Source organism: Bradyrhizobium sp. CSS354 (genome assembly GCF_029051725.1).
Lineage (GTDB): Bacteria > Pseudomonadota > Alphaproteobacteria > Rhizobiales > Xanthobacteraceae > Bradyrhizobium.
The window spans coordinates 168,221-183,947 of sequence record NZ_JAACFU010000009.1; the positions used below are offsets into that span (position 1 = coordinate 168,221).

The following is a 15,727-nucleotide window of genomic DNA, read 5'->3' on the forward strand; positions in this document are numbered from 1 at the left end:
CGGCGCCGCTGCCCTCTCCCGCAAGGGGCGAGGGCGCATCAACGTGCGTCTCGCTTCGTGCGAATACTCATTTCGTCGCGCGCGCACCCGCGCCCACGATCGGCGGCTTCGCATTCAGCGCTTCCACCTGGAAGCCGGCGACGCGCTTGTAGTTGGCGGCAACATCCTCGAGCTCCTGTTGCGACAGCACGTCAGTGACGACCTTGTAGCCATCCGGCGCGCGCTCCTCGACGAGCTGCATCACCTGCTCGGGGCCGTTCTTGCGGTTGAGCAGGACGAGACTGGTGGTTGCAGGCCGCCGCTCGGCCTCATAGGCGAGCAGGGCCGCTTGCGTCGGGCCGTGCGCCAGGATCTCGCGGGTGATGGTGCGGGCATCGAGGATCGCCTGCGAGGCGCCGTTCGAGCCGATCGGGTACATCGGATGCGCGGCGTCGCCCATCAGCGTGACGCGGCCGAGAGTCCATTGTGACACCGGATCGCGATCGACCAGCGGATATTCATAGGCGTGCGGACAGTTCTTGATCAGGCCGGGCACGTCGAGCCAGTCGAACTGCCAGCTCTCGAACCAGGGCAGAAACTCCTCCAGCCGCGCGGTGCGGTTATAGTCTTCGCGCCGCCATTGATAAGTTGGCGGCATGTGGCGCTCGGCAACCCAGTTGATCAGATGGTTGCCCGCGGCGTCCGGTTCCTTCGAGATCGGATAGCAGACGAATTTCAGGATCTCGTGGCCGGCCATGATCATGGTGCGACCGCTGAGGAAGGCTTTTGCAGGCGTGACGCCGCGCCAGAGGATGCGGCCGTTCCAGATCGGCGGACCTTCGTTCGGATAGAGTTTGTCTCGCACGGCGGAATGGATGCCGTCGGCGGCGATCAGGATCGTGCCGTCGTAGGTCCCCGCGGCCTTGCCGGTGGCCTTGTCGATGAAATCGGCGCGCACGCCGTCAGCGGTTTCGCTCCAGCCGGTCAGATGATGGCTGGTCAGGATGTTGTCGCGGCCGAGGCGCTCGATCGCGGTGTCGAGCAGCAATTGCTGAAGCGTGCCGCGATGGATCGAAAATTGCGGCCATTTATAGCCGGCTTCCAGCCCGCGCGGCTCGCTCCAGATCGGCTTGCCGTGCTTGGAGAAATAGGCCAACTCGCGGGTGCGCACGCCGGCGGCATCGAGCTTGTCCATCAAGCCGAGCTCGATCAGCTCGCGCACCGCGTGCGGCAGCACGTTGATGCCGACACCGAGCGGCCGCAGCTCGGCGACGCTCTCGAACACTTTTACGGGAATGCCGATTCCGTGCAGGCTGAGCGCAAGCGTCAGCCCGCCGATGCCGCCACCGGCGATGAGTACGGTCATGGGAAAGCCCCTCCAACTCAGGGCGTCTTGGCACAGCCGGGCGCCGGTGGGCAACTGCGAAGAACAAGAGCGCTGAGAACGCTGTGCTATGGACCTCGGGGCCCGCAGCCGTTACCTTCCGGCTTTCCCATGAGGTCCGACATGCTCAAGCTCTACTACGCCACCGGCACCTGCGCGCTCGCCACCTATATCACCCTGGAAGAAGCCGGCGCCGACTACGCGGCGGAGCGGCTGAGCTTCAAGACCAACCAGCAAAACAGCGCGGAGTACCTCGCGATCAACCCGAAAGGCCGCGTGCCCGCGCTGGTGACTGATCGCGGCGTCCTGACCGAGACCCCGGCGATGCTGGCCTATCTCGCCCAGACCTTCCCCAAGGCGAAGCTGGCGCCGCTCGACGATCCCTTCGACTTCGCCCAGGTGCAGTCGTTCAACTCCTATCTCTGCTCGACCGTGCACATCAACCATGCCCACAAGATGCGTGGCGCACGCTGGGCGAGCGAAGAGAGCTCGTTCGCCGACATGAAGGCGATGATCCCGAAGACCATGGGCGCCTGCTTCTCCTTGATCGAGCAGAAGATGTACAAGGGACCCTGGGTGATGGGCGAGCAGTACACGATCTGCGATCCTTATCTCTACACCCTGTCGACCTGGCTCGAAGGCGACAGCGTCGATATCAACGCGACGCCGAAGATCGCCGATCATTTCAAGCGCATGTCCGATCGCCCTGCCGTGCGCAAGGTGATGGACGCGCAGAAGGCGTAGGAGCGCGGCAACATATTCCCCTGTCGTCCCGGGCAAGCGTCAGCGCAGACCCGGGACCCATAACCACAGGGAGAAGTTGTGACGCAAGCTGACAATCGCAAGTCTTCGCCAAACCACGTCCTGTGGTTATGGGTCCCGGATCGGCGCTCCGCTTCGCTGCGCTTGTCCGGGACGACACCATTTGCTTTGAAGTTGCGTCCTATCCAGCGAGCCCTTTCTTCTCCAATTCCCGTCCCGTCTCCAACATCAGCCGCCTGAGCCAGATCGAGCCAGGGTCCATCTGTGCGCGGGTCGGGTAGAACATGAACTGCTCGTCGATCCCGGGGTCGAGCGGCGGCGTCACCGTGACGAGGCCGAGCTGCTTGGACAGCGCCGCGATCAGCCGGCGCGGCACGAAGGCGACGAGGTCGGTGCGGGCGACGACGTGCAGCGCTTCGAGATAACCCGGGACGACGAGAGCGATGTGCCGGTCGATGCCCTTGGTGCGCAGCCAAGTGTCGATGAGGTCCTCCGGCTGGCCGCGGATGATCACGCCGACATGGCGTGCGGCCAGGAACGTCTCGCGCCGCTTCAGCTTCGTGGTCGTGGGGTGGCCGCGCCGCACCGCCAGTGCGTCGCTGTCGGTGTAGAGCAGCTGGCGGTGAAAGCCCTTGAAAGCGTTGCCGATCGAAATCACCAGATCGATGGTGCGGGCGAACTCGGCGTGGAAGATCGCCGGTCCCCGCCACGGCACCACGTCGATGCGGACGTTGGGCGCAAGGCGTGTCACCTTTTCCATCAAGGGCGGCATCAACAGCTCGACTGCGAGATCCGGCATCATCAGGCGGAATTGCCGCTCGCTGCGCGCCGCATCAAATTCATCCGATAGGAACAGCCCGCGCACCTGATCGAGAGCCTGAGCCAGCGGTGCGCGTAGCGCTTGCGCCCGCGGCGTCAGCTCCATCCGCGCGCCTGTGCGCACCAAGAGCGGATCCCCGAAGATGTCGCGCAGACGCTGGAGTGCATGACTTGCCGCCGGCTGCGACAGACCGATCCGCAAGGCGGCACGGCTGACGCTGGCCTCGCGCAGCAGCGCGTCGAGCGCGGTCAGGAGATTGAGGTCGAGCGAATTCAAATTCATGAGGTGAATAGATATCATATCCACTATCGATTTGAAGAATTTAGCACCGGCGGCGATAATTTGCGTGTTCTCACAAAGGAGATGCCGCCATGAGCGCGAGCGCAAACAAGAAACTGATGCAGGATATCTTTGCAGCCGCCGCTAGCCCCGATCCGGCTGCGCGCGACCGCGCCTTGTTCACCGAAAGTCTTGCCGACGACGCCAAGTGGATCGTGACCGGCCAGTACTCCTGGTCGCGCACCTTTTCGGGCAAACAGGCGATCCTCAACGACCTGCACGCCTATGTGCGGACCCGCCTTGTCGACCGGACGCGGACGGAGGCCCACCGCTTTATCGCGGACGGCGATATCGTCGTCGTTGAAGCGAAGGGCGACAACGTCACGCCCGAAGGCGTGCGCTACGACAACGACTATTGTCTCGTGTTTCGGCTCGAGGACGGCAAGATCAAGGAGATCCGGGAATATTGCGACTCGGTGCTGACCGAGAAGGCCCTCGGTCCGTTTCCACAAACGGCCGTGAGGGTCGCGAGCTGAGCGCGCGGTCGGAGATCGGATACGAGCTGCGGAAGCCCCTACGGCGGACATAGCGGACGAGCGGGCCCGGGCCGCCCGTGCCCGGTTTTCCAGAGGGGTTCGGAACCTTTGGAATCCTCCTGCGTTCGTTCGGTTCCGGGGCAATCGCGCCCCGGCATTGCGCGCGTTTGGGAATTGCATGCTGGCTGGGGTTTCGGACGTTACTACACAGGTGGGCCGCAGCTTTCCAGGACTCCGCGAACGACTGAGAGATGCGACGGCGGCTGCGCACCGCGAACTCGATGCGCAGCTTTCGTCATTCGATCTCAGCGTGTTTTCCGGCTACCGCCGTTTCCTGCAAGCCAGCGCCGGGGCCTTGCTGCCGCTCGAAGCCGCGCTGATGGACGCGGATGTCGGTAAAATGTTTCCGGACTGGCCGGAACGGGCGCGCAGCGCTGCGATTGCGGACGATCTTGGCCGGCTCGGTGGTGCCGCACAATCCACAGTGACCGTGCTGCCGCTGACACGCAGCGGCGTGCTGGGCACCATGTACGTGCTGGAGGGCTCCCGGCTCGGGGCCAAGTTCCTGCTGAAGACGGTCGCGGACGCCGGCGATCCGCGCATCAGCGAAGCCACCGCTTATCTCAGCCATGGTGTAGGCAAGCGGCTCTGGCAGAGTTTCCTGGTGAAGCTCGCAAGCGAAGAGGCTTGCGATGAGGACGAGGCGATCGATGCGGCGCGCATCGCCTTCGCCGCGTTCGAGCAGGCGGCGGACCGGGCATGAACGAGGCTGTCAATCTCACCAATTGCGATCGCGAGCCGATCCACATTCCCGGCAGCGTGCAATCGTTCGGCTTCCTGCTCACGCTACTGTCGGATTTCACGATCTGTATGGCCTCGGACAATGTCGGGAGCTTTCTCGGGGCCGACGTCTCCGACCTGCTCCAGCAGCCGCTCTCGCGCGTCATCTCGGAAGCCGCTGTCGAGACCATTCGCAGCCGCGTCGATCATCTCAGCGGGCCGGACGCGACCGAGCGCCTGTTCGGCGTCGAGCTTAAGGCTGGCAAGCCGCCCTACGATCTCTCGATCCACTTCTCCGGCGCCTATCTCGTCGTCGAGGCGGAGCCCAGCGTCAACGAGCCCGGCGTCAATTCCGGCGAGCTCGTCCGTCTGATGCTGGAGCGTATCCGCAAGACGCGCGGCATGACCGAGCTCGCTCGCGAGGCCGCGCGGCAGCTCAAGGTGCTGACCGGCTTCGACCGCGTCATGGTCTACCAGTTTCACCCGGACGGATCGGGCGAGGTGATCGCGGAGGCCGCGGAAGCGGGACTCGAACGGTTTCTCGGCCTGCACTATCCGGCGTCGGACATCCCGAGGCAGGCCCGCATTCTCTATCAGCGCAACTGGCTGCGCATCATCGCGGACATCGATGCGCAACCCGCCGCGCTGGTGTCGACGGCCACGCACAATGCGGGGCTGCTCGACCTGTCGATGAGCGTGCTGCGCTCGGTGTCGCCGATCCACATCGAGTACTTGCGCAACATGGGCGTTGGCGCCTCGATGTCGGTGTCGATCCTGCGCGACGGCAAGCTGTGGGGCCTGTTCGCCTGCCACCATTATTCGCCGCGCTACATCTCTTTCGAGAAGCGTACGGCATCCGAGCTGTTCGGGCAGATGTTCTCCTGGATCGTGGAGGGACGCGAGCGCGAGGGCGACGTCGCCTATGAGGCGCGCGCCCACCATGTGCAGGAGCGGCTGATCGAGACCGCGGCCTCGCACGAGCACAGCCGGCGCGCGATCGTCGATTTCCTCGGCGACTACCGCAACATGATCGAGTGTGACGGCGTGGCGGTGTGGTCCGACAACAGGATCGTGCTCCAGGGCGAGACGCCGACCGAAGACGAGGTGAAGGAACTCGTAAGCTTCATCAATCGGACGTCGCCGGGACGGATCTTCGCGAGCGCCGAGATCGCCAAGGTCTATGCTGCGGGCCAGTCCTTCCGCGACCGCGCGGCGGGCTTTCTCGCCATCCCGATCTCGCGCGCCCCGCGCGATTGCCTGATCTTCTTCCGGCGCGAGGTCACGCGCTCGGTCCATTGGGCCGGCGATCCCAACGAGGTCTACGACCAGGGTCCGAACGGGCCGCGCCTGACGCCACGCAGGAGTTTCGAGCTGTGGCAGGAGACGGTGGCGGGCCAGTCGAAGCCGTGGTCGGCGGCCGACATCCGCATTGCCGAGAGCCTGCGGGTGACGCTGCTCGAGGTGATCCTGCAACTGTCCGATCTTGCCGCACGCGAGCGGCGCGGCGCGCAGGAGCGGCAGGAGTTGATGATCGCCGAGCTCAACCACCGCGTTCGCAACATCCTGAGCCTCGTCCGGGCGCTGGTGGCGCAGAGCAAGGATACCGCGACCACCGTCGAGGAGTTCGCCGGCGTCCTCGGCGGCCGCATCCAGGCCCTGGCGCGCGCGCATGACCAGATCACCAATCTGAACTGGGCGCCGGTCGCATTGCGCTCGCTGCTCGAGTCTGAGGCAGGCGCCTATCTCGGCGCGCGCGCAGACCGGGTCAAGATGGGCGGCCCCGACGTGGCGCTCGATCCCAAAGCGTTCGCGACGCTGGCCCTCGTCGTGCACGAGATGATGACCAACTCCGCCAAATACGGCGCGCTCGCCGATTCCACCGGCAGCGTAGAGGTGGCGTGGCGGCTCGATCCGTCGTCGAGCCTCGTGATCGACTGGAAGGAGACCGGCGGTCCGCCGGTGCAGCCGCCGTCGCGCCGCGGCTTCGGGACCACCATCATCGAGCGCTCCGTGCCGTTCGACCTCAAGGGCGAAGCCGAAATCCGGTTCGACCTGCTGGGGGTGCAAGCAACGTTCGTCATTCCCCCCAACTTCGTCGAACTCGTCCCATCCATCGCGGGAGCCGCCATGCGAATAGAAGAACAGCAATCCTCGCGTCCCAGGATTTCCGACACGGCGCTGATCGTCGAGGACAACCTCATCATCGCCATGGCCGCCGAGGTCATCCTGCTCGATCTCGGCGCCCGCCATGTCGATACCGCCGCAAGCGTCGATCAGGCGCTGCGGGCGATCGAGCGCACGCGCCCGGGCTTTGCCTTGCTCGATCTCAACCTCGGCAACGAGAGCAGCATAAGGGTGGCGCAGAAGCTGACGGAAATCGGCGTGCCCTTCATGTTCGCGACCGGCTATGGCGAGCGGGCGCCGATCCCAACGGAGCTGGCCGCCGCGCCTGTGATTCAGAAGCCCTACACGCTGGAAGTGGTCGAAAACGCGCTCGGCAAATTGCAGCAGGCCGGCAGCTGACAGATCGTCATCCGGATAAGCTGCAGCGGCCTGCACGGCGCTGCGGGCTTCGCGCCAAGCCCTTGCTCACCTGCCGATAAAATCAGCAGATGTTGGGCCGTCTGACCCATGCGCGCGCGAAAAATTTGAAGGTTCAATTAACGAGTGTCCCCCATTGTGTCGCGGTGCAGCGTGGGTCGCGAAAGACGCGACGCGCGGCTGCCAGGGTGGCCGGTGACAATCGCCGGATTAGGCCGGCCGCTCGAATTGACATGCATCTGGGTGGACAGTGGGAATGCCGAAGTTTCGTTTGCGGATCAGGGGACGCCTGTACGCAGGTTTCATGGCCTTGGTGGCGGTTGGTCTCGTGATGGCGGTGGTCGCCATCTGGAATTTGCGCTCCGTCCAGGATCAGGTCGCAAAACTCTCCACGTTGTCGGACAGCACGGCGCGCGTCCTGGAGATATCGACCCATCTTCAGGCCATCCAGCGGGCCAATCTGCGCTACATTTACGACGCCAACGAGCCTGCGATGCGGGAGGCTGCCGAGCGAGAGACCGCGGCGACCGGGCTGTTGCAACTCGGAGCAAAGGGCACCCTCTCGGAGGAGCGGCGGAAGCTCTACAACGATCTGATCGCCGACATCGCCAAAATGAAAACCCTGCGTGACAGTCTCGGCGACGCCGTCAACGAGGCGCGGACCGGCAAGGCGACGCTGTTGCCGAGTGGCGAAGAGCTGACCGTCAAGATGGCCAAGCTGGTCGATGTGGCCCGCGCGGCCGCCGATGACGACACGGTGTCGCTCGTCGCGGACGTCGAATCCCGGGTCCTGCTGGTTCGAATCGCGAACTGGCGCTTCCTCGCTCTGCGCGACACCAACGGGCCCACCGTCTTCAGAACCAATGTCGACAGGGCGGTGCAGCGGCTGGCAGCCGTCGAAAGGAGCCCGCAGGCGGCGGACCTTCGCTCGTCTCTGACGCCTGTGAAGACCGCCCTCGGCATCTACAAATCCGCGTTCGAAACGACCTCCGCCGCGATGCTGCGGTCCGACGAGATCTACCACAAGGATCTCGCACCGCTCATCTCCGCTAGCATCGCCAAACTCAAGGTCACGGAAACCGCCTTGAAGACGGACTACAAGGATTCGCGCACCGCGGCCGATGCTGTGATCGACGGCACGACGTCGCTACAGGGGATCGCGGGCGGCCTCGCCGTCCTGTTCGGACTGATCGTCGCCTTCCTGACCGCCCGCAGCATCGTGGGGCCGCTGACCTCGATGACGCGCGCTATGGGACTGCTTGCCGGGGGCAATCTCGCCGTCGAGATCCCCTCGCGCGGCAAGGCCGACGAGATCGGCGACATGGCAAAGGCGATCGACGTTTTCAAGAACAACATGATCGAAACCGAACGGCTGCGCCATGAGCAGACCGCAACCGAGGCCCGGCAGGCCGAGAGCCGCAAGGCCGACATGGCCCGGCTCGCCAGCCAGTTCGAGCAGGCGGTGGGCGAGATCGTCGATACCGTATCCTCGGCATCGCACGAGCTCGAGGGCTCGGCCGGCACCCTGACCGCGACCGCGAGGCGCGCTCAGGATCTCTCCACCGAAGTGCAATCCGCCTCCCAGGAAGCCTCGGCCAATGTGCAGGCGGTCGCCTCCGCGACCGAGGAGCTGTCCTCCTCGGTGACGGAGATCGCGCGCCAGGTGCAGGAATCGGCGCGGATCGCGGGCGAAGCCGTCGGTCAGGTGAGCAAGACCAACGCGCGCGTCAGCGAGCTCTCCAAGGCCGCGGCCCGCATCGGCGACGTGGTCGAACTGATCAGCACCATCGCCGGCCAGACCAACCTCCTGGCGCTGAACGCCACCATCGAGGCGGCGCGCGCGGGTGAAGCCGGCCGGGGCTTTGCCGTGGTGGCCTCGGAGGTCAAGGCGCTCGCCGAGCAGACCGCGAGGGCCACCGGTGAGATCGCCCAGCAGGTCTCGGGCATCCAGGCCGCGACGGAGGAGTCGGTCGGCTCGATCCGGGAGATCAGCGGCACCATCGAGCGGCTGTCGGAGATCTCGTCGACGGTCGCCGCCGCCGTGGAGGAGCAGGGTGCGGCGACGCAGGAGATCTCCCGCAATGTCCAGCAGGCCGCCCAGGGCACGCAACTCGTGTCGTCCAACATCGGCGACGTGCAGCGCGGCGCGTCCGAGACCGGCTCGGCCTCTTCGCAGGTGCTCTCGGCGGCACGCTCGCTGTCGGCCGACAGCAACCGCTTGAAGCAGGAAGTCGCCAACTTCCTGAACTCGGTCCACGCCGCCTGAGCCTCAAAGCAAAAGGCCACGCGCATGCGCGTGGCCTCGCATTGCGACGTGCCGCGATCAGGCCACTTTCGTCGTCATGTGCTTGAACATGTTGCTGCGGGCTTCGTCGTCCATCTCAGCCTTGAAGGTGAACTTGTCCTTCAGTGCGATCGCGCGCGTCGCCGCAGGCCGCGCCGTGACCTCGTCCACCAGCCGCTTGACGTTCGGATATCGCGCGAAGGCATCGTCGCCGAGCTTGAACGGCACCATCCGCGCCCAACCCCACAGCGCCATGTCCACGATCGAATAACTGTCGCCGACCATGTAGCTGCGGCCTTTGAGGTGACCGTCGAGAATTTTGTAGTGGCGATCGGTCTCGAACTGGTAACGGTTATGCGCGTAGTCGTGGTTCTGGTCTTTCGGCGCAAAATGCTTGAAGTGCACGGCCTGACCCGAATAGGGCCCGACGCCGGTGGCGATGAACATCAGCCATGACAGCATCTCGCCGCGAACATTGGCGGCGGGCAGGAATTTGCCGGTCTTCTCGGCCAGATAGAGCAGGATGGCGTTGGAATCGAACACGATAGTGCCGTTGTCGTCGATCGACGGCACCTTGCCGTTCGGATTGATCTTTAGATAGTCCGGCGTGAACTGCTCGCCCTTGCGGGTGTCGATCTTCACCGGCTCGAAGGGCAGACCGGCCTCTTCGAGATAGAGCGCGACCTTGGTCGGGTTCGGCGAGCCGTTGAAATAGAATTTAAGCATCGGGCATCTCCCCTGTGTTTGTTGGCCGAGAGTGGAGGCAGCAACATGTCCGCAAGCGGCCTTGTCTTGCCTGAACCTTATCGGGGAGGGCAACCGGCGAGTTTGCCGGGCGGTATCTGCGTGTCACGCAGATCAGCCGGCGTAACAAAGGCCGATCGCCGCCGTAATGACCATTGCCGCGCCCACGACCTCCAGGCGCAGCCCGAGCCGGGTAGCGATATGCATGTCGGAGGCCCGCGCCGCGCGCTCGGATCCGCGCGCGTAGCCGTGCACGATGACGTCGTGATTGAAGCTGTCATGGGCCTCGTTGCTGCTGGCGAGCCCGACACAGACCACGAGCACGCCGAACAAGGCGAGGCCGAAAAATCCCAGCAGCGCGATCAGGAACATCGGAAACATGCCGACCAGGAAGATCGGCAGCAGCGGCACCAGCAGCAATGTCTCGGACTGTCGTCGCATGCTCGACCGGTCAAGACGGGGCGTAGGCGGTTAATGTAGTCCCGGCGGCCGCCGGGTTCAACCAGTCTCGTCATTCCGGGCTCGCGCCAGGAGGCGCATACGGAATGACGAAGGGTAGCCTACCCCGCCGCCATACCGGCACGGATCTCGGCGCGGAGCTCGTCGATCAGCTTGAGACCCTTCTTGGTCTCGATATGCCAGAAGGTCCAGCCGTTGCAGGCTTGCGCCCCTTGCGCCACTGCGCCCATGCGGTGGATGGAGCCGACCTTGTCGCCGAACATGATGGCGCCGTCGGCGCGGACCAGCGCGCCGAGCTTCTTCTTGGCATCGAACAGCTTGGTGCCGGGCATGATCATGCCACGCTCGATCAATTCCGAGAACGCAACCCGCGGCGCTTCGCGCGCCGTCATGAACGGGGCGAGGCTTGCCTCCGGCAGCGGCTCGACCGCGGCGATGCGCGCTTGTGCCGCTTTCGCATAGGTCTTGTCGCGCTCGAAGCCGATATAGGAGCGGCCGAGGCGCTTTGCGACCGCGCCGGTGGTGCCGGTGCCGTTGAAGGGATCGATCACGAGATCGCCGGGTTTGGAGGACGACAGCAGCACGCGCGCGAGCAGGCCTTCCGGCTTCTGCGTCGGGTGCACTTTCTTGCCATCGGCGCCCTTGAGGCGCTCCTCGCCGGTGCAGAGCGGGATCAGCCAGTCGGACCGTGCCTGCACGTCCTCGTTGGCGGCCTTCAGCGCCTCGTAGTTGAACGTGTAGCCCTTGGCCTTCTCGTCGCGCGCGGCCCAGATCATGGTTTCGTGCGCGTTGGTGAAGCGGCGGCCGCGGAAATTCGGCATCGGGTTCGTCTTGCGCCAGACAATGTCGTTCAGGAGCCAGAAGCCGAGGTCCTGCATGATCGCGCCGACGCGGAAGATGTTGTGATAGGAGCCGATGACCCAGATCGTCGCCGATGGCTTCATCGCGCGGCGGGCGGCAAGCAGCCAGGCGCGAGTGAAATCGTCATAGGCGGAGAACGAATCGAACTTGTCCCAATCGTCGTCGACCGCATCGACATGGGATTCGTCGGGGCGCTTGAGATCGCCCTTGAGCTGAAGATTGTAGGGTGGATCGGCGAACACCAGGTCGACCGAACCAGCCTGAAGCTTCGACATCTCGGCGACGCAATCGCCGAGGACGATGCTGTGCGAAGGAGACTCAAAATTTGTGCGGGGCGCCCTTGCAGACGCCCCGCGACGCGACTCTACCATGACTCAAGAACTCTGACTCAGGCGACGCTGTCGGCGACGCGGGACCAAACAACCGACTGACCGTTACATTGAAGCGGCAAAGTAAAAATCGACTTAACCCGCCGCTTTCGTGAGCAGCCTTCACCTCGCGCCTCGCACGCGGTTCGCTCCGCGCATTCGCCGTGTTTTGCAGTGTATTTCGTGTTTGTTCGCGTTGCGGGAGTGGCCAGAGCGCAAAAAAGACTCCAAATTTCTCTCGGAAAAAATTGCACGACGCCCGGAAAAAATTGCTGGCATTGCCATGCTGTCGCACTAGGCAATAATTGCCGAGCGGGATATTGATTAATGCAATGGAAATTTTACGTGTATGGCGCGTTGAGCTTTCGCGCTCTTGCGCCGGATTGAGCCAGGACCGAGGGAAGCCGCCATGCGCTACGATGATTTCCGCCGCAGCGACGACATCGAGGATCGTCGCGACGATGGTGGCGGCGGCGGTGGAGGAGGCGGGTTCGGTCTCCCCATGGGCGGCGGCGGGCTCGGGATCGGCACCATCATCGTGCTCGGCCTGGTCGGCTACGCCTTCGGCATTGATCCGCGCATCCTGATCGGCGGCGCCGAGATCCTCACCGGCGGCGGCCAGGCGCCGTCCTACCAGACCGATCGCCAATCGTCGTCCAACGCCAAGCGCGGCGCGCCGACCGACGAGATGGGCAGCATGATCTCCGGCATCCTCGGCGAGATCGACGATCGCTGGAGCGAGATCTTCCAGGCCTCGGGCCAGACCTTTACCGGTCCGAAGGTCGTGCTGTTCCGCAACGTCACCAATGGCGGGCGCTGCGGCCGGGCGGAGTCGGCGATGGGACCGTTCTATTGTCCGCCCGACAGGACCATCTTCCTCGACACCGGTTTCTTCCGCGAGGTCGAGACGCGTTTTCGCGGCTGCTCCGGCAAATCCGCCTGTAACTTCACCACCGCCTACATCATCGCCCATGAGGCCGGCCATCACATCCAGAACCTGCTCGGCATCATTCCGCGCGTGACGCGGCTGCAGCAGCAGGCCGGCAGCAAGGCGGAGGCCAATGCGCTGCAGGTGAAGGTCGAATTGCAGGCCGACTGCCTGTCCGGCGTCTGGGTCAACCGCGAGGCGAAGAAGCGGCCGAACTTCCTCGAGCCGGGCGACATCGACGCTGCGCTGACCACTGCGAGCGCGATCGGCGACGATACGCTGCAGCGCCAGGCCACGGGCCGCGTCGTGCCCGATTCCTTTACCCACGGCTCGGCGGCGCAACGCAAGCAGTGGTTCATGACCGGATATCAGCAGGGCACCGTCCAGGCCTGCAACACGTTTGGCGGCGGACAGTAGGGGTTATCCGTGATCCTGAGGTGCTCGCCAATTGGCGAGCCTCGAAGGATGCGAGCCCGTGGCCCATCCTTCGAGGCGCGCAAGAGCGCGCACCTCAGGATGACGTCAGCAGGCCAGAAGAGAAGGTGCGTTGCAATGACCTCCATCGACGAAACAAAACAATTCGTCCCGCTCAATATCGCGGTGCTCACCGTGTCCGACACGCGCGCGCTCGCGGATGATAAATCCGGCCAGACGCTCGCCGACCGCCTCCTTGCGGCTGGCCATCATCTCGCCGCGCGCGAGATCGTCACCGACGACGTCGAGGCGATCCGCGCCATCATCCGCCGCTGGATTGCGGATGCGGGCGTCGATGTCGTCATCACCACCGGCGGCACCGGCTTCACCGGGCGCGACGTCACGCCGGAGGCGGTCGAGCCCTTGTTCGAGAAGCGCATGGACGGTTTCTCGATCGCATTCCACATGCTGAGCCACGCCAAGATCGGCACATCGACGATCCAGAGCCGCGCCACTGCCGGCGTGACCGGCGCGACCTACATCTTCTGCCTGCCAGGTTCGCCCGGTGCCTGCCGCGACGGCTGGGACGGCATCCTCAAAGCCCAGCTCGACTACCGCACGCGTCCCTGCAATTTCGTCGAGATCATGCCGCGGCTGGACGAGCACCTGCGCCGGCCGAAGGCCCAGGGCGCGACGGTGTGAGCGCTTGCGTCCCTTCCCCCCTTGTGGGGGAAGGTGGCGCGAAGTCCCGCAAGGGGCGAGGGCACATTTATGCGCATCTCGCCCGCTGTTGCAGCATCAGAGATCCCGCTCCCACGTTTCCCCAATCAGATGCTGCCCGAAGCTGTGATGCGGCTCGGTAGCGACGAGCTTGAATCCTGCACTTTGATAGATGCCACGCGCGGCGACCAGGATGCTTTGCGTCCACAGCGTCATCCTGCTGTAGCCCCTCTCGCGTGCGCCCTGGATGCATTGCTCGACCAGCGCGCGGCCGACACCGAGCCCCCGCGCTTTCTTCTCCACCTGCAACAGGCGCAGCTTGGCAATCTCGTCCGTGGCCTTGACCAGAAAGATCGAACCGACCGGCTCGCCATCCACTTCCGCAATCCAGCAGTGCTCGCGCGCGGCGTCATGATCCTTGATGAACTGTGCGCAGATATCGGCGACCAGGGCCTCGTAGCTGATATCCCAGTTGTAGTCGGCCGCATAGGCGGCGGCCTGCCGGGAGATAACCCAGCCCATGTCGCCGACGCGATGGCTGCGCAGCATGAAAGCCGCGGGTTGGCTTCGACGCTCCAGCACAGCCTTGATGGTCGCCATGGCCTGCGTGAGCCGCGTCGCATCGCTGGCCGAAAGCTGAGCCAGCATTACGGCGACCTCATTTTGCGAGCCCAGGTTCAGCTTGGCAAAGGTCTGGCGCCCCTTGGCGGTGAGGCTGAGCTGGTATTGCCTGCGATCCGCGGGCAGGGGCCTGCGGGTGATCAGGCCCTTTTCGTCGAAGCTTTGCACGATCCGGCTGAGATAGCCGGGGTCGAGGCCAAGCTCGTTGCCGATCTCCTTTGCGGCAAGGTCGTCCCGTTGCGCGAGCTCGTAGAGCACGCGGGCCTCGCTGAGCGAGAACGGGCTTTTTCCAAGGTGCTGGTCGAGCACGCCAAGTTTGCGGGTGTAGAAGCGGTTGAAGGCGCGGACCGCTGCGATGTGGTCGTCGGTAGGATTGAACGACATGGGTCACCTCGATATTTGCCATTGTCAAATAATTATTTGACTTTGGCAAGTATTGAGGTGCCTCAGCCGACCATGACGATCCGGCTGCGCAGCATGATCCGCGACGAGCGGCCGAGCCGCCGGAGCAGCCGCGCCTCGGAGCGGCGGGCCTGGGGCGGGTAGCCGCCGATGCGGTCGTAGTGATCACGCGCGATCAAAAGTCCCTGATCGCCGAAGGGACCGACGAGCTTGCGCATCAGGGCCCGGAGGATATCGCGGAAGCCGGCATCGGCGTAGGGCGAGCGCGCATAGCGGAAGACGGCCGCACGATCCCGGCCGCTGGTCGAGACGGACTGGATGAATTGGGTGGTTTCCTCGATCCAGCCGGTTTCCAGCACGGCGCCCGCAGGGAGGAACATTAGCCAGGACGAGCGGGCCTGGAGTGCGCCAGCGGCGAGCGCGGCGCCTTGCGTGGATCCTTCGAAGCCGATGAAACGGCAACCCGCGACGTCGGCAACGCGCTCGATGACGCCATTGCGGGTGCCGTCGACCAGGAGCACTTCCCGGATGATGCCCGCGGCGGCACCGGGTACCAACGCGGCCAGAGTTGCGACCGCCGTCTGCTCGACGCCTTCGGTCGGAATAATTACGCTTAGCATGATTGAGGCTTCAGTCTCCGCACTTCGGGAGAAACGTAGCTGTTATGATGTTGTCATAAACACGCGGCGCTGCCGAGTGCAACTTTTCGGTCGGGCCGCGGTCTACGATGGTAAACCGCTGTAGCGATCGCATCCAAATATGTCCCGTGCGGGGTGGCAATATTGCCGAATGTTTCCGCGCCAGCTGTCCTGGACCGTATTACTCCAGAGGAGCCGCGATATTGC

14 protein-coding genes are annotated in these 15,727 nt (G+C 64.4%); 7 read left to right on the forward strand and 7 right to left on the reverse strand.

Annotated elements, in window-relative coordinates; translation table 11 throughout:
* Positions 1 to 67: 67 nt before the first annotated feature.
* Positions 68 to 1,345: a flavin-dependent oxidoreductase gene (locus GWG67_RS22905; RefSeq protein WP_275171560.1), complete on the reverse strand. Its 1,278-nt coding sequence runs from the start codon at positions 1,343 to 1,345 to the stop codon at positions 68 to 70.
* Between the two features lie 141 nt (positions 1,346 to 1,486).
* On the opposite strand from GWG67_RS22905, the gene GWG67_RS22910 reads away from it, so the two are divergent.
* Positions 1,487 to 2,107 carry a glutathione S-transferase family protein gene (locus GWG67_RS22910; RefSeq protein ID WP_275171562.1) on the forward strand — a complete coding sequence of 207 codons (621 nt, stop codon included), beginning with the start codon at positions 1,487 to 1,489 and terminating at the stop codon, positions 2,105 to 2,107.
* A gap of 199 nt (positions 2,108 to 2,306) precedes the next feature.
* Here the strand turns inward: GWG67_RS22910 and GWG67_RS22915 are convergent, their stop codons facing one another.
* Positions 2,307 to 3,227 (reverse strand): LysR family transcriptional regulator, encoded by a 921-nt coding sequence (locus tag GWG67_RS22915; protein WP_275171564.1) that lies wholly within the window; start codon positions 3,225 to 3,227, stop codon positions 2,307 to 2,309.
* A gap of 89 nt (positions 3,228 to 3,316) precedes the next feature.
* On the opposite strand from GWG67_RS22915, the gene GWG67_RS22920 reads away from it, so the two are divergent.
* The 4 genes from GWG67_RS22920 to GWG67_RS22935 all read left to right on the forward strand — a co-directional run bounded on the left by GWG67_RS22920 (position 3,317) and on the right by GWG67_RS22935 (position 9,347).
* Complete coding sequence (locus tag GWG67_RS22920; RefSeq protein WP_275171565.1) at positions 3,317 to 3,760, forward strand: nuclear transport factor 2 family protein; 444 nt, start codon at positions 3,317 to 3,319, stop codon at positions 3,758 to 3,760.
* Between the two features lie 178 nt (positions 3,761 to 3,938).
* The gene (locus GWG67_RS22925) at positions 3,939 to 4,523 is read left to right on the forward strand and encodes a biliverdin-producing heme oxygenase (RefSeq protein WP_275171567.1); all 585 of its coding nucleotides are present in this window, start codon (positions 3,939 to 3,941) and stop codon (positions 4,521 to 4,523) included.
* On the forward strand, positions 4,520 to 7,063 hold the full coding sequence (locus GWG67_RS22930; RefSeq protein ID WP_275171568.1) for an HWE histidine kinase domain-containing protein: 2,544 nt from the start codon (positions 4,520 to 4,522) through the stop codon (positions 7,061 to 7,063). The genes GWG67_RS22925 and GWG67_RS22930 overlap by 4 nt, the downstream gene beginning before the upstream one ends.
* A gap of 274 nt (positions 7,064 to 7,337) precedes the next feature.
* Positions 7,338 to 9,347, forward strand: coding sequence for a methyl-accepting chemotaxis protein (locus GWG67_RS22935; RefSeq protein WP_275171570.1), 2,010 nt, complete (start codon positions 7,338 to 7,340; stop codon positions 9,345 to 9,347).
* Between the two features lie 57 nt (positions 9,348 to 9,404).
* Here the strand turns inward: GWG67_RS22935 and GWG67_RS22940 are convergent, their stop codons facing one another.
* The 3 genes from GWG67_RS22940 to GWG67_RS22950 form a co-directional block, all read right to left on the reverse strand.
* Positions 9,405 to 10,091 carry a glutathione S-transferase family protein gene (locus tag GWG67_RS22940; RefSeq protein ID WP_275171571.1) on the reverse strand — a complete coding sequence of 229 codons (687 nt, stop codon included), beginning with the start codon at positions 10,089 to 10,091 and terminating at the stop codon, positions 9,405 to 9,407.
* 132 nt (positions 10,092 to 10,223) lie between these two features.
* Complete coding sequence (locus tag GWG67_RS22945; protein ID WP_018454920.1) at positions 10,224 to 10,550, reverse strand: hypothetical protein; 327 nt, start codon at positions 10,548 to 10,550, stop codon at positions 10,224 to 10,226.
* A 119-nt stretch (positions 10,551 to 10,669) separates the two neighbouring features.
* Positions 10,670 to 11,800 carry a site-specific DNA-methyltransferase gene (locus GWG67_RS22950; protein WP_007607106.1) on the reverse strand — a complete coding sequence of 377 codons (1,131 nt, stop codon included), beginning with the start codon at positions 11,798 to 11,800 and terminating at the stop codon, positions 10,670 to 10,672.
* Positions 11,801 to 12,206: 406 nt separating this feature from the next.
* Here GWG67_RS22950 and GWG67_RS22955 point away from each other — a divergent pair, with 406 nt between their 5' ends.
* The gene (locus GWG67_RS22955) at positions 12,207 to 13,142 is read left to right on the forward strand and encodes a neutral zinc metallopeptidase (protein ID WP_275171573.1); all 936 of its coding nucleotides are present in this window, start codon (positions 12,207 to 12,209) and stop codon (positions 13,140 to 13,142) included.
* Positions 13,143 to 13,277: 135 nt separating this feature from the next.
* Entirely contained in the window at positions 13,278 to 13,841 is a 564-nt protein-coding gene (gene moaB / locus GWG67_RS22960) for a molybdenum cofactor biosynthesis protein B (protein ID WP_275171574.1), read from the forward strand.
* Between the two features lie 96 nt (positions 13,842 to 13,937).
* Here moaB and GWG67_RS22965 read toward each other — a convergent pair whose 3' ends face one another.
* Positions 13,938 to 14,864 (reverse strand): helix-turn-helix domain-containing GNAT family N-acetyltransferase, encoded by a 927-nt coding sequence (locus GWG67_RS22965; protein WP_275171576.1) that lies wholly within the window; start codon positions 14,862 to 14,864, stop codon positions 13,938 to 13,940.
* 62 nt (positions 14,865 to 14,926) lie between these two features.
* Positions 14,927 to 15,502, reverse strand: coding sequence for a hypothetical protein (locus GWG67_RS22970; protein WP_007607113.1), 576 nt, complete (start codon positions 15,500 to 15,502; stop codon positions 14,927 to 14,929).
* Between the last annotated feature and the right edge of the window lie 225 nt (positions 15,503 to 15,727).